Raw genomic sequence first — 14,871 nt, 5'->3', positions numbered from 1 at the left:
CACTCCCCTTCGTTAACCTTTCACACCATTTAACAATAGACGATGTACTTTACCGGTCAGATCAACTAAGTTGTATTTATGCTCGTTCATGACCCAAGTAGTAGTCGTCTCATCAATTGTACCAAAAACCATTTGTCTTGCTAAGCGAATATCAATCGTACGATCAAATTCGCCTTGCTCTATTCCTTCCTTTAAAATGGTATCTAACAATACTAAGTAATTTCTTAAAACTGCATTTATTCGTAATCTCAACGCTAAATTGGCTTGTCTCAATTCCAACTGGGTGACCGTCGCTAAATGATGATCACTTGATAACACTACGAAATGATTTTCAATCATTTTATATAGCTTTTCGGAGGAACTAATTTCCTGTTGAATAATTTCTTTTAAATTGTGTGCAAATATCTCCATTTTTTCTTCAAAAACCGAGACTAAAATTTCTTCTTTGTTTTTAAAATACAAGTAAATTGTCCCATCAGCTACTCCAGCTTGTTTAGCTATTTTAGAAACCTGTGACTGGTGATATCCATTTTCAGCGATAACAATAATTGCCGCGTCAATAATTTGCTTATACTTTGGTTTGTCCTTCTTCATTATGAATTCACCACCAATTGTTCAATTACCTCAAAGAATTATTCGTCTAGATTTTGAAATGTATAAGGTCTGCATATACAGTTAAATAGCTATTGTCGTATGAATACGGTTCTCGTCCTTTTCCAATGACTCCAAAATCTCTGACATTCTTCAGAGGCTTTTACTTTATTTAGATAGTTTAAACCTTTATTTAAATAAAATAAAAATATGAATGATGATTCATTCATATTTTTATATTATATTCAATTTTGTCGATTGTCAATAATCAATTAACTTTGTACCGTTACTTTTTGTTTCGCTTTCTCTTCTTCTATTAAAGTTCTTCTCAAAATCTTACCTACTGCAGTTTTCGGAAGTTCCGCTCTGAACTCGTAAATTCTTGGTACTTTAAACGCTGCTAAGTTTTCACGACAAAAAGTATTTAACTCCTCTTCTGTCACAGAAGCTCCCTCTTTAAGTACGATAAATGCTTTTACCGTTTCCCCTCTATATGGATCTGGCACTCCAGCAACAACACATTCTTGAATTGCAGAATGTTCATATAGAACTTCTTCAACATCCCTCGGATAGATATTATAACCACCCGCAATGATTAAATCTTTTTTGCGATCAACTACATAAAAGTAACCGCTTTCATCCATATACCCCAAATCACCAGTTAAGAACCAACCATCACGCAGAGTCATTGCAGTATCTTCGGGACGATTCCAGTATCCCTTCATCACTTGAGGCCCTTTAACTGCTATTTCTCCAATTTCCCCAAATGGTAATGGTGTTGTTGAATCGACTGCGAAAATCGCTGCTTCTGTATCTGGCCAAGGAATTCCTACTGAGCCTTTAATACGATCTTCTGCATAAATTAGGTTCGCATGTGTCACTGGAGAGGTTTCTGTTAAGCCATATCCCTCTACCAATCTACCACCAGTAACTTTTTCAAACTTTTCTTGTACCTCTAATGGTAAAGGAGCAGAGCCACTTAAACAAGCTACAATTGAAGATAAATCATATTTTTGTATATCTGGATGATTCAATAATCCAATATAAATCGTTGGAGCTCCTGGGAATATCGTTGGTTTTTGCTTATCAATTGTTTTTAGTGCAGTTTCTACATCAAATTTAGGTAACAATACCATTCTATTACCTAGCATAACAGAAAAGATTAATACAGTAGTCATTCCATATACATGGAAGAATGGAAGAACTCCTAATATACTTTCTTCGCCTTCTATTGCCTTGTAATTCCACGCCGTACACATAGTAGTATTTGTTACTAAGTTTTTATGCGTAAGCATAACTCCTTTTGGAAATCCTGTTGTACCACCAGTATATTGTAAAAGTGCTATATCCTCGTCAAAATCAAAAGACATACTAATCGGTTCAGCTTTTCCAACTTTCATAATTTCAGTGAATAGATGATTGATGCCTCGATGCTCTACCTTTACACTAAACCCATATTGTTTCTTCTGGATAAAAGGATAAACAAGATTTTTAGGAAATGGCAGGTAATCTTTAATACCAGTAACAATAATATTCTCTAGGCTCGTATCTTTTAAAACTTTTGTAACCCGTGGATATAATATATCCATAGCTAAAATAACTTTTGCACCAGAGTCCTTCATTTGATAAGCTATTTCTCTTTCCGTATAAAGAGGATTTGTTTGAACAACTATTGCCCCCGCATATAGTGCTCCATAATATCCGATTACCCCTTGTGGACAGTTCGGTAGCATAATTGCTACTCTATCTCCTTTTTGAATGCCAATGGATTGTAAATAGTTAGCAAATTTTAAAGAAGACTCATATAGCTCTTTGTACGATAAATCTCTCCCCATGAAATGTATCGCAATTTTTGTCGGAAATTTCTTATACGCTCTCGTCAGATATTCTTGAACAGGAATGTGTTCATAGTCAAGCGTATGTGGAATTTCTGGTGGATATTGTGCTAACCACGGCTTTTCAGTCATATTAATGCCCCCTTTGTTTTTAATAGCGTGAATATTCCTATTTTTAATTATAGAGAAAAATGAATGACAATTCAATTCTTTATTGAAAAGAGTTTTCAAAGTTTTCTAGTCTAATAGTTTTATCTGCTTTTTAAAAAACTAATCCTTCCTTACTACAATATAAATACCTTACTTAAACGCACTTTTGACCGTCTTTTTCTCGTTTAAAACAGATATTTCTTTCTCACGCTTAACATAAAATATAAAAAGACTGCAAAGTTCACTTCTTTATCAATAAGATGAAAAGTGTTACATCACAGTCTTTAAATACGTTATTAAGTTATTATATTAATTTGTTACGACATATATTATACCTACTAAGACAAAAAGTAAGCCAACAGCCAATAAAATTTTCGACAATTTTTCCATTTCAACCGCTCCTAAGAAATACTTGCACCAATAACAAATGATAGCCCAACAGAAATAACTAGTGAAATAAATCCAATTGAACGATTATCGTTTTCGATTTCCTTATCAACATTAAAGGTTGGCGTTAAAAATTCAAACAATAAGTAAGCAATTATTAATAGTGTAAAACCAAATAAACCCCAACCAACCATTTCGAATAATGAGTTATGTTGTTCAATGGAATACCTAAATATATTACATACACCAAAAATTTTCCCACCAGTAGCAAGTGCAACTGCTACATTACCTTTTCTTATTTCTTCCCAATTTTTATACTTCGTGACTAATTCAAAAATAACCATCGAAACGAGTAAGCATAAAATTACCACACTAAAATAACCTGCAGACTCTACGAGTGGGTTTGACCAAAAACTGGATAGAAGCATGTTTAAAACCCCTTTTACACTTTCCCTTCTATACGGAGAGCCCGCAAAAAAGTTTCATTTTTTCTACTTTATTTTAGTTCAACAACCGTTACACCATGCCCACCTTCACCAGCTTCACCGAAACGATAACTTTTCACGCGAGAATGGTTTTTCAAAAACTGTTGTATTGCTTGTCTTAACACACCTGTGCCTTTTCCATGAATAATAGAGATTCTTGGGTAGTTTGAAAGAAGTGCATCGTCTAAATACTTTTCTGTACGCATGATGGCATCCTCATAGCGTTCTCCTCGAAGATCTAACTCTAATTTTACATTAGTGTCTCTTCCACGGATTGAATTCACTGAGACAGTTTGCTTTTGTTTTTCAGGTTTTACAAACTCAAGGTCAGATTCGTCTAATTTCATTTTTAGCATACCAATCTGAACAGACCACTCTGTCTTAGACAATTTCTCAAGTAGAGTCCCTTTTTGTCCGAAGCTCAATACTTTCACTTCATCTCCAGATTTCAACTCTTTTGCCATTTCGTTTAATTTCTTTTGCTTCTTCAATACTGGATTATCTGGTAAAGCAGCATCTAAACGCTTTTTAGCATCGATTAGTTCATGCTCTTTAACGAAGTTATGTGTATTAGACTGCATTTTCCGCAGTTCACTTATGATATCTTCTGCTTCTCGTCTAGCTTCATCTACAATTTTCTTCGCTTTATCTTTTGCTTTTTGTTCTAGTTTTTCTTTGCTCTGTTCTAGTTCTGCTAATCTCAGTTCAACATCCGCTTTAACTTTACGTGCTTCTACTAAGTGGGCTTCCGTTTCTTCTGCATCTTTTTCTGCTTGTCGACGACTGTTCTCCAGAGATGCAATCATAGAGTTCACTTCACCACGATCTGTCCCTGTAAAAGTTTGTGCTTGGTTAATAATATATGCTGGTAACCCAAGTCGCTCGGAAATTTCAAAAGCATTACTTCTACCAGGCACTCCTATTAACAGTTTATAAGTTGGACTTAACGTTTCAATATCGAACTCAACGCTTGCATTAGCAACGCCAGGTCTATTGTATCCATAAGCCTTTAGTTCAGGATAATGTGTTGTAGCCATTACTCGAGCTCCGGTCCCATGTACTGCATCCAATATAGAAATAGCAAGTGCAGCACCTTCTTGAGGATCGGTTCCTGCTCCAAGTTCATCAAATATGATTAATGATTTATCGTCATACTTTTTTAAAATATCCACAATATTAACCATATGAGAAGAAAAAGTACTTAAACTTTGTTCAATAGATTGCTCATCTCCGATATCTGCAAAGACCGATTCAAATAATGCCACTTCTGAGCCATCCAACGCAGGAATAGGTAGTCCACTTTGCGCCATTATTGTACAAAGTCCAACTGTTTTCAGAGTAACTGTTTTACCCCCAGTATTCGGCCCAGTGATGACAATAGTGGTAATGTCTTTGCCGAATTCAATCGTATTTGGCACCGCTGTTTCCAGTGGAATAAGTGGGTGTCTAGCCTTTACTAAACGAATATATCCCTCGTTATTGATGATTGGCATCGTACATTTTTGGGCTTGACCATATTTTGCTTTAGCTAAAATAACATCAATTTCTCCTAGTACACTTACTAATACAAAAATATCATGACCAACTATTTCTACTTCAGCTGTCAATTTGATAAGGATACGATTAATCTCTTCCTGTTCTTTCACTCTTAAACTTCTGATATCATTATTTATTTGCACTACTGCTGAAGGTTCCACAAACAATGTTTGTCCAGAAGAGGATTGGTCATGGATAATTCCACCGTAATGACTACGATACTCGGATTTTACAGGAATCACATATCGATCATTTCGGATAGTAATAATCGAATCTGATAACATTTTCGCAGCATTTGCCCCTCTAGTATAACTTTCTAGCTTTTCACGCACACGACTTACTTGAATGCGTAATTGTTGGCGAATAGAACGCAAAGTACTACTTGCGCTATCTAACACTGCGCCGTTTTCATCAATACAATCATTAATCTCATGTTCAAGGGCTGTTAAAATCGGAATAGCCTCTTTTTTCTCTATAAAGTGGGGGATCTTCACATCTTCGGATTCCGCTACATTTTCTAAAAATTGGCGTAAGATTTTACTAGCTCTAATAGTACTTGCGATCTCCATTAGTTCTGTTGGACTAAGCATACCCCCAATTTGGGCACGTTTAGCATGAGGTCGAATATCTGTCATCCCACCCATTGGAACATTGCCACGTAACCGAAGTATTGTCATTCCTTCATCCATTTCCTCTAACAACTTTTTCACTACTGTAAACTCAACGGAAGGAATTAGATTATCTATATGGCTTCTCCCAATAGATGAAGTACAATAATTGGAAACTTCATCTCTAATTTTAAAATATTCTAATGTCCTTAATGCTCTTTCAGCTATCAACTGAGTCACCTCCTAATTATTTCTGTATATATTCTTTAAACTTCTCCAACGACCAAGTGTTCACTATATTTTCTTTGTGTAACCAGGCTTTTTGTGCATAACGTACACCAATATCCATATATTTTAGCTGATCGATATGATGCGCATCTGTGTTTATCGCTATTGGTACGCCTTTTTCTTGGGCTAACTTTAAGTATTCCGTATTCAAATCGAGACGATAAGGACTAGCATTTAACTCTAAAATCTTACCGTTTTCCTTAGCCCATTTTATCAGTGTAGGAACATCTGGATTATAACCATCTCTTTGTTCGATTATTCTTCCCGTTGGATGGGCAATCATGTGTACATATGGGTTTTTCAACGCATTTAAGAGTCTTTCCATAATCTTTTCTTGCGGCTGGCTAAAACTTGAATGGATAGAAGCTATAACAAAATCTAGTTGTGAAAGCACATCATCTTCAAAATCGAGTGAACCATCTGGTAGTATGTCCATTTCGGTTCCCGTAAATATTTCAATATCAGTGTACTTTTCGTTTAGAGAGTGAATAATATCTATTTGGTTTAATAATCTTTCCTTCGAAAGTCCGTTAGCAACTTTGAGATAATTAGAGTGATCAGTAATCACCATATGTGAGTAGCCTTTTACTCGGCAAGCTTCAACCATTTCTTCTATAGAATGAGCCCCGTCCGACCAAGTGCTATGCATATGAAAATCGCCTTTTATATCATTTAACTTCACTAATGAAGGCAGCTGATCTAATTTGGAAAATTCCGATCCATCTTCTCGAACTGTTGGAGGTATGAAAGGCAAATCAAAGTAAGCATAAAAGTCTTCTTCCGATTCAAAATGCTCTACACTTCCATCCGCTAATTCCACACCATATTCACTAATTTTCTTTCCTTGGTCTTTAGCAATTTGACGCATTTTTATATTATGGTCCTTTGAGCCAGTGAAATGATTTAATGCAGAAGCAAATTGTTTTAGTTCCACTAGTCGGAAATCGACATCTATTTCGACTTCTACATCTAGCGTGACAGAAACTTTCGTATCTCCAGCTGCAATTATTTTCTGTACAGGAAGTATTTTTAACAATTCTTCTCTAACTTCTTGAGGAGAACTTGTAGCGATGATAAAGTCAATGTCCTTACTCGCTTCTTTAACTCTTCTATAAGACCCGGCAACAGAAAACTTATCAATTAAAGCTATAGAAGCCAATTTGTGTTCGATAAGATCTACGATAGGTTCAATTTGCCATACAGCAGTTCTTTCTGGTTTAGACTGAAGGTTCACTATTTCTAGTAATATTTTTTCTTCAGTCTTCTTAGCAAATCCAGGAAGACTTTGGACTTTACCTTCTTCACATGCAAGCTTTAACGCATCAATGGAATCGATATGTAATTCCTTGTATAGCTTGGCAATTTTTTTACCACCAAGTCCAGGTATTTTAAGCATCGGAAGTAATCCACTAGGAACTGTTTGTTGTAATTCTACAAGCAAAGAAGATTCTCCTTTAGTGATTAAATCCTCTATTACAGCTCCTGTTGCTGCTCCAATCCCTTTTAAGGAGGAGATATTATCCATTTCAGAAAGGCTTCGGTCATCTAATTCCAACACCTGTGCAGCCTTTCGAAAGGCAGATACTTTAAAAGGATTTTCACCTTGCAATTCCATATATAAAGCTATTCTTTCTAATGTTTTAATAATCGTCTTCTTATCCAACGAAAACACCTCTTTCTTCTCAATTAACCAATATAGCTAACTTCAAAAAAACTTCCCTCTATTGAGAGAAGTTACTTTTCAATATAAATATACCACCAATTTTTAACCATCTCCGACAGGATAGGCGTGTGTTCTAACATCCATCCAGTTAAAACTGAACCTGATATTAAATTTTGAATCATATCGATTGGTAAAAGAGCAAGTACATACAATAAGACAAACATAATAAAATAAAATTCAATAAGTCCTAAAACTGCACCCACCATATTGCTTATAAACCCTAAAATCGGTAAATACTTCAAAAAATCAAACATAGATGCAATCATTTGCAAGGCGAACTTCACCACGATAAAAATGAGTGCAAAAGCAATAATCCGATAAAAAGTTTGTGCTAAATCTAAACTCTCCACGGCGATTGTCAATTTAGCACCAGCCGTTACAGCAGGAAACGGAATCCATAAAACAAATTTATCTGCAAGTGGTTTATAATAAGAATAAGCCACTACTAATGCAATGATAAAGCCAGTCATGTGGATTAGTTGAACGATTAACCCTCGTTTTGCGCCAGTGATTAAACCACCGACAAGTAATATTAATATAATTATATCTAACATGTTTTCAGTCCTTTAATCTTTTCAATTCTTCTTCTAAGAGTTCTAATTGTTCTTTTACTTTTATGTAATCATTTACAGCATTCACAGCTGTGAGTACAGCAAGTTTTGCAATATCTAGTTGACTATTATGTGAATTTATTTCTCTCATTTTATCATCAACCATTGAAGCTACTAGTCTCATATGGCCTGACGATTCAGAACCTACCATTTTATAATTCTGTCCATATATATCAACCGAAATTCGTGTTTTTTCTTGTTCTGACAAAGCCATAACCCTCCTCAGAAAATCCTAATACTAATAATAACACGAAATAGATTGCTATGTGAAGAAAGGAACGAACGAATGTCAAATACAGTCTTATTATTGAAACCAAACGAAATCGAAAAAGTTAAATCGCATTATATGAAATTTAAGGTAGAGAGGTCTGCTCCTGGGGTTATTTTTGCAGCAAAGCTTGCAGATACAGCCATTACTATTTATAAATCTGGCAAGGTGATGTTTCAAGGAAACGGTTCTACGCGCGAAGCTTCCCTTTGGGGTACAAGTTCGACTAAAACTACAACAACTGGTGCGAAGGGAGATCTTTTACCTCCTAACTTTGCAACCTTATCGGTTCTAGGTTCAGATGAAACTGGTACTGGAGATTATTTTGGTCCCATTACAGTTGCAGCATGTTTTGTCAGTTCAGAACAAGTCGAGCTAGTTAAAGCTTTAGGAGTGAAGGATTCCAAAATGCTTACAGATGACATAATGCGTAAAATGGCACCTGACTTAATGGCGACTTTAACACATAGTGTCCTCGTATTGAAAAACGAAAAATACAATGACATACAGTCTCGTGGGTCGTCTCAAGGTAAGATAAAAGCACTTATGCATAACCAAGCATTAAAGCATGTACTGAAAAAAATGGACTCAGAAAAACCGGCATATATATTAATCGATCAGTTTGCGGAGCGCGGTATTTACTATAATCATATTAAAACGGAGAAAGAAATCGTCCGAGAAAATGTTTTGTTTTCTACAAAAGCAGAGCAACTTCACGTATCTGTTGCAGCAGCATCAATCATAGCGAGATATGCTTTCTTGAAGGAAATGGATCGTCTGACCGAAATAGCGGGTACGACGATACCTAAAGGAGCAAGTGCTAAGGTTGATGAAATAGCAGCGAAAATTTATTTGAAGCATGGAGAAGAGTTTCTCAAGTCTATTACAAAGTGGCATTTTGCCAATACTGGGAAAGCGATTAATATGGTGAACAAGAAACGATTTTAGCTTGGGAGTTGTACAACATGAAAGTTATTGGGGAAACAGAGCGATTATATTTATGTGTATTTGAACAATCACATGTGGAAGCCGCTCAGCAATTTTGGGGGGACGAAGAAGTCATGTCACTATGTGATGGGCCTTCTGCACATGAATTACTTCCCAAAGTTATAGAGGGATATCGTAAATTACATGAAGATAGAGGTCTATCCGTTTATGCAGTAATAGAAAAAGAATCGGATCTAGTAATAGGAGCAGCTGGTTTTAATCCAACTGATTCGACGGGAGTAATAGAGTTAATTTATCATTTTAGTAAGAAATCTTGGGGAAAAGGTTTTGCAACAGAAGCAGCTGCAGCTTGCCTTAAGCTAGCTAAAAACAAAGGAAATATTAGAATAATCACTGCATCAGCAGATCCACAAAACATAGGTTCATTAAAGATTTTAGAAAAAATCGGGTTCACCTATGTGAGTATGAAGTGGTTTGAGGATACAAAACAAGAAGAGCCTTATTATGAATATTTAATGTAATCTACAATTTATACAAAGTAAATTTGGGTAATTTTAAATAATAAATTTAGATAACACAAAACCATTCAAATGCATAACATGTATAAGTGCGTGTTTAAATAGCGATGGAGGTTTGAGTATGGTAAATTTTCAAGCTTTTCAGGGTACCGTTACCAGGATTAGTGATTTTATGATAGGGGCTAATGGTGAAGGCGAAGGTTGTTATACATTAATGTCGGTTGATAATGGCAACGGAAATTCAGTAAATTTCGTGGTGTCCCCCGCTACTTATTTTGTAGACCATGCGGTGGTAGCAGTGGGTGATAGGGTAACTGGATACTATGATGGAGATGCCCCTGCTCCTCTGATTTACCCACCACAGTACCAGGCACTTATTATAGTAGAAGAAAATACAAATCGAAATGTTAAAGTGGACTTCTTTAATAGCCAATTGGAAAGCAGTGATGGACAGTTAAGACTAAATGTAACACCATATACTCCAATATTATTGACTAATGGTCAGCCTTTTACGAAAAGTCCTGCGAATCGAAATTTAATTGTTATTTATGGTCCAACTACAAGAAGTATACCTGCCCAGACCACACCATATGAAATTATCGTTTGGTGTTAAACTTTCTGGGGAAAATCTGGATCCAATTTTTTTTGCACGAAATGTTAATTACATTTCGTGCTTTTCCTTTTCACAAAGATACTTTAGGAATACTTTTATACCAGTGGAGTGCTTGTTTTTCAATCTCTTTGGCTAATTTATCTTTCCCATTAATATAAGCGTCAATGTCATATGGAAATTGCTCTGCTAGTGCTTCTTTTAAATCTCCGTACTTTCTTGCAATAATAGAATGTACTCTTAAAAAGTCCCGAAACACAAGATGTCTTTCAATTTCAGGATTACCCAATTCATACATATGGACATGATGCGTTCGATTATCTCCACCTTTTTGGAAGTATCTACGACCAGGAAGTCCATTTTCACCTTTAGGTTCATAACCAATCGCAATCATTGCGCTGTTATAAGCGTCAATTTTTCTTATATCTCGGACTATAGGCATCATATCGATAATTGGTTTTGAACTCAATCTTTCTACAGACGTGCTTCCAATATGATGGATAATTTGAATCTCCATGCCGAAAATATGTTGAAGAAGAATTGCTTCCTCATCAAACTTTTTCTTCCAATCCTCTGAATATGCCACTACCTCCACTTTACGCATTTAAATCTCTCCCTTTTAAAGAAGTTTCGTTAATAGTTCCTTGTGAACTGAGGAATAATTAAGTAAGCCAAAATTATTTCTTACAACACTAGTAGTAATTTCATTTGCTTGATGCCATGCCAAGTTGTACATGCTTTGATCAACCCAACCGTTTATTAATGCCTCTTCCAGTTCATCTGCATCCTGTTGAATAATCTCTCCCGTAGGAAATACGATAATATCTAAAAACAAGTCATCCCACCATGGAATATTATGCTCTATTCCTATTTCGTTGCAAATATCGATATACCACTGAATCACTTTCCCATTAGCATCAAACATAGTAGTTACAGAATAATGTTTTCCTTTAGGAAAGTGTTGTAACCACATAAATCCATCATCTACAATGCACACACTTTTTTCATCATACTTCACCCATAAGGGCTCCGCCACCAGAACCATGTTAAGAAGTGTTATATATCCAGTGAATTCCTCTTTATCCACATAAGATTGTGCATACTCTCTCTTCTTAATCCGCTGCCAATCTGAACGATCCCCATATCTTCGTTTTAACATGCCTACCCCCTAATCAATTCAGACAAATTAAGTACTTAACTTCTCTTTTAATAGAAATTATAGCAGATTTATTATTCTAACTTATTAGTTAATTTAAATTCCATAGTTTATTCTATTAAAAACGGCTATTTACCATTTAAATCAGTTACAATAATTAAGTTAATAATTGAAATCATATTTTATTTGTTTTTTAGAAAAGGAGAATTCTTCTTGAAGGTACATGTTTTATTAAAGGGATATAATTTTTTGTTTTTTGGTTTGCTTGCAGTTTTTATACCGTTCTTGCCTGTGTATTTAGGGGAACAAGGATTATCTACAAGTGAAATAGGGATTATCGTAGGTACTGGGGGTTTTGTAACTTTAATAGCCCAACCGTTGTGGGGGTTCGTCAGCGATAAAACAAAAACAATTCGCAAGGTGATGTTGCTACTTGTTGGATTGACTGCTATTTCGGGTTATTTTTTATTTAACTTCGATAACTTTGTATTACTAATTATTTTTGCGTTGTTAGTTTATTTTTTCCTTATGCCACTTGATCCATTAACGGAGAGTTTAAATTTTACTGTTTCAGAGATGGCCCGTATTAGCTATGGATCTATCCGTACATATGGTGCACTTGGCTATGCCATTTTGTCTTTAATTGCTGGGTTTACAATGGATTATTTTGGAGTGAGTAGTCTATCTATTTTATTTGTACTCTTGGGGCTTCTCTCATTTGGAATTGTTTGGTTTATGCCGGATGTGCAAGCTTCCCCAAAACCTGTGACGATAAAAGGATTGAAACAAGTATTACGTAACAAAGAGATGCCTCTATTCTTAGCATTAGTATTCATAAGCTCTGTCCCTGCACGTATGAACGATACATTTCTAGGAATACATATCAAAGCACTGGGAGGAGATACATCCTTAGTAGGGATTGCTTTTTTCTTAGCAGGTGGTAGTGAAATCATTATTTTTGCACTCAGCTTTTGGTGGCTTCGAAAAGGTAAAGAGTTGGAGATTATTACGATCGCTACCTTCTTTTACTTCTTACGTTTTTTTATATCAGGCTATGTCACAAACCCTGTTACTCTAACTGTCCTACAAGTATTACAAATGTTAACATTCCCTATTTTCTACACCGCCGCTATTCAATATTTATATAATATTATGCCTAAGGAATGGCGAGCTACTGGACAAACTGTTTTAGCATTATTATTCTTTGGCTTATCTAGTATTATTGCGTCATATGCAGGTGGTTTCCTCTATAAAGAATTTGGTGGGCAGTCTTTTTACTTTATCATTTCAGCAATGTCCTTCATCGGAGTCTTATTTGGAATACTACTGACTATACGGAAACATAAAATAAACGGATGATTATTTTATGTGAAAATGGGTATTAAACATATATAGAGTTGAAATTAGTACCTTTTACTAAACTTTCTTTATGGAAAGAGATTTTGGTGGGAGGTGATTAATTGAGAAGAGCCTATGGAGTTAAAAAGCTATCTTTATATTTAGATACCGTAGGATATCCACTTACTGAAGAGGAAATCGACATACTAATTATAAAAAGAGAGATTCCTCATTTAAAACCAATGGCAAATATGATCGTTTTCAATTTAGATCATGTGGATTGGTGGATTAGTCATAATCTACCTCCATCCAAATGATAAGCCCTGCGAAAGCAGGGTTTTTCATTTGGATGGAGGTTTTTTCCACCTAACTAATCATTGTTTCTTTCGAAGGTAAAAATTTCGAGAAAGCTATTGTCATAATAACTGATGCAAGGACACCCCATAATATTCCTATTGTTAAAGAAACAACTGCTCCAGCCAAAATACCAGTACGTGCTCCCCAAACAGAAACACGACTATTTCTTGTTCCCATTTCAAAGGCAGAGGTTTTCTTATTCTTCCATATTAACCCTACTATTAATACCGGAACAACTCCACCACCGGCCATCGAATATGCAAGAGAAAATAAGTCAATAATAGAATCTGCCCAAATAGCAGTAACTATCGTGAACATACCAAACACAACCACACTAACTCTTGTTAACTTAAGATAAAATGCATCTTCTTTTTCTTTCATATTTGGAATAACCAAATCATTGATGATTACAACAGCAGCAGAATGAAGAAGAGATGAAGCGCTAGAAATGGCAGCCATGAAAATCATGATAAAGAAAGCCAACGCTGCAAATTGCGTCATTTCTTCTAATATCAACCACGATATAGCATTTTTGGCATCGAGCGTGGGATTTTGAATCTTAACTATCAACCCACTAATAGTTGCTAGAATCGTAAAGATAATTGCAACAACCCCACTGATAAGCATGGCACGACTTGCTGACTTAGAACTTTTAGAAGCAAAGCAACGTTGCCAATACACTTGTGCAGCTAAGACACCCAACGTTCCTGTCACAAACAGCGTTAACACTTCCATTACAGATAAATTCATTTGAATTAGTTCACCCGATCCAACATCTGCTAAACCCGATTTAAGAGTCGAATAGCTAAAATCAATTCGATTAAATACTTGAAAGTAAAACCACACTGCTATTGCGATAAGAATTGCTCCTTGAATAAGGTCTGTCCATACCACTGAATACATACCACCTACAGCTGTGTAAATGATAAACACTGCCGAGAATACTAATATCATTAGAATAGGATCAGCCCCTGTAAAAGTCGAGAACAAGGCACCCATACCCATAGCCTGGCCACTGACCCAAGCAATCATAATAGATGAAGTCAAAATGGCAACTAGACTTCGAGTGATACGATCGCGTACGATTAAATCATTCATCATTTCTGCTAATGTTTTGTATGTAAATTTTGCAGCAAATCCCGCAAATACGAGAGCAAATATGATTTTGGCTCCTTGCTCACCAATAACAAAAGGTATATTAGCTATCCCAATCTCATATCCCTTAGATGAATGACCAACAAAATTTCCAACGCCCATAATAGTAGCAATATCAGTAAATAATAATAAGAAAAAAGGCAGTGTCCCTCCAGCTATCGCATAATGAGCAAAACTTGCGTCCGCCTTCTTTTTAAAGAAAAACGACATACCAATAAAGAACAAAGATAATATAATGGTTATCGTCCATGTCCAAAAACCTAATCCCATAAAACCCCTCCCCTTTTTTCTATTCCCTATGCACCGC

General features: G+C 35.6%; 15 protein-coding genes. 5 read left to right on the top strand and 10 right to left on the bottom strand.

Going from position 1 to position 14,871, the window contains the following annotated elements; genetic code table 11:
- Nucleotides 1-12 precede the first annotated feature (12 nt).
- The 7 genes from BM260_RS08660 to zapA form a co-directional block, all read right to left on the bottom strand.
- Nucleotides 13-594 (bottom strand): TetR/AcrR family transcriptional regulator, encoded by a 582-nt coding sequence (locus BM260_RS08660; RefSeq protein ID WP_093536949.1) that lies wholly within the window; start codon nt 592-594, stop codon nt 13-15.
- A 269-nt stretch (nt 595-863) separates the two neighbouring features.
- Complete coding sequence (locus BM260_RS08655; protein ID WP_093536948.1) at nt 864-2,558, bottom strand: long-chain-fatty-acid--CoA ligase; 1,695 nt, start codon at nt 2,556-2,558, stop codon at nt 864-866.
- Nucleotides 2,559-2,977: 419 nt separating this feature from the next.
- Complete coding sequence (locus BM260_RS08650; protein WP_093536947.1) at nt 2,978-3,391, bottom strand: DUF350 domain-containing protein; 414 nt, start codon at nt 3,389-3,391, stop codon at nt 2,978-2,980.
- 68 nt (nt 3,392-3,459) lie between these two features.
- Nucleotides 3,460-5,823, bottom strand: a complete 2,364-nt coding sequence (locus BM260_RS08645; protein ID WP_093536946.1) for an endonuclease MutS2 — start codon at nt 5,821-5,823, stop codon at nt 3,460-3,462.
- A gap of 16 nt (nt 5,824-5,839) precedes the next feature.
- On the bottom strand, nt 5,840-7,543 hold the full coding sequence (gene polX, locus BM260_RS08640) for a DNA polymerase/3'-5' exonuclease PolX (protein ID WP_093536945.1): 1,704 nt from the start codon (nt 7,541-7,543) through the stop codon (nt 5,840-5,842).
- A gap of 71 nt (nt 7,544-7,614) precedes the next feature.
- Nucleotides 7,615-8,157, bottom strand: a complete 543-nt coding sequence (locus BM260_RS08635) for a CvpA family protein (RefSeq protein WP_093536944.1) — start codon at nt 8,155-8,157, stop codon at nt 7,615-7,617.
- A 4-nt stretch (nt 8,158-8,161) separates the two neighbouring features.
- Entirely contained in the window at nt 8,162-8,422 is a 261-nt protein-coding gene (zapA, locus tag BM260_RS08630; protein WP_093536943.1) for a cell division protein ZapA, read from the bottom strand.
- 78 nt (nt 8,423-8,500) lie between these two features.
- Between zapA and rnhC the strand changes: the two genes are divergently transcribed.
- The 3 genes from rnhC to BM260_RS08615 all read left to right on the top strand — a co-directional run bounded on the left by rnhC (nt 8,501) and on the right by BM260_RS08615 (nt 10,561).
- Nucleotides 8,501-9,430: a ribonuclease HIII gene (rnhC, locus tag BM260_RS08625; RefSeq protein ID WP_093536942.1), complete on the top strand. Its 930-nt coding sequence runs from the start codon at nt 8,501-8,503 to the stop codon at nt 9,428-9,430.
- 17 nt (nt 9,431-9,447) lie between these two features.
- Nucleotides 9,448-9,951, top strand: coding sequence for a GNAT family N-acetyltransferase (locus BM260_RS08620; RefSeq protein ID WP_093536941.1), 504 nt, complete (start codon nt 9,448-9,450; stop codon nt 9,949-9,951).
- A gap of 118 nt (nt 9,952-10,069) precedes the next feature.
- Nucleotides 10,070-10,561, top strand: coding sequence for a hypothetical protein (locus BM260_RS08615; protein ID WP_093536940.1), 492 nt, complete (start codon nt 10,070-10,072; stop codon nt 10,559-10,561).
- 70 nt (nt 10,562-10,631) lie between these two features.
- On the opposite strand, the gene BM260_RS08610 is transcribed toward BM260_RS08615, so the two are convergent.
- Nucleotides 10,632-11,162, bottom strand: a complete 531-nt coding sequence (locus BM260_RS08610; protein WP_093536939.1) for a GrpB family protein — start codon at nt 11,160-11,162, stop codon at nt 10,632-10,634.
- Nucleotides 11,163-11,177: 15 nt separating this feature from the next.
- Complete coding sequence (locus BM260_RS08605; RefSeq protein WP_093536938.1) at nt 11,178-11,717, bottom strand: DUF402 domain-containing protein; 540 nt, start codon at nt 11,715-11,717, stop codon at nt 11,178-11,180.
- A 210-nt stretch (nt 11,718-11,927) separates the two neighbouring features.
- Here BM260_RS08605 and BM260_RS08600 point away from each other — a divergent pair, with 210 nt between their 5' ends.
- Both BM260_RS08600 and BM260_RS08595 read left to right on the top strand, forming a co-directional pair.
- Nucleotides 11,928-13,073 carry an MFS transporter gene (locus tag BM260_RS08600; protein ID WP_093536937.1) on the top strand — a complete coding sequence of 382 codons (1,146 nt, stop codon included), beginning with the start codon at nt 11,928-11,930 and terminating at the stop codon, nt 13,071-13,073.
- A 101-nt stretch (nt 13,074-13,174) separates the two neighbouring features.
- Nucleotides 13,175-13,369, top strand: a complete 195-nt coding sequence (locus BM260_RS08595) for a hypothetical protein (RefSeq protein ID WP_093536936.1) — start codon at nt 13,175-13,177, stop codon at nt 13,367-13,369.
- Nucleotides 13,370-13,418: 49 nt separating this feature from the next.
- Here BM260_RS08595 and BM260_RS08590 read toward each other — a convergent pair whose 3' ends face one another.
- Nucleotides 13,419-14,834, bottom strand: a complete 1,416-nt coding sequence (locus BM260_RS08590) for a sodium:solute symporter family protein (protein WP_093536935.1) — start codon at nt 14,832-14,834, stop codon at nt 13,419-13,421.
- Between the last annotated feature and the right edge of the window lie 37 nt (nt 14,835-14,871).

Source organism: Psychrobacillus psychrotolerans, assembly GCF_900115805.1.
GTDB lineage: Bacteria > Bacillota > Bacilli > Bacillales_A > Planococcaceae > Psychrobacillus > Psychrobacillus psychrotolerans.
Note: the sequence above shows the minus strand (reverse complement) of the source record. Positions and strands in the feature narration are given on the sequence as shown.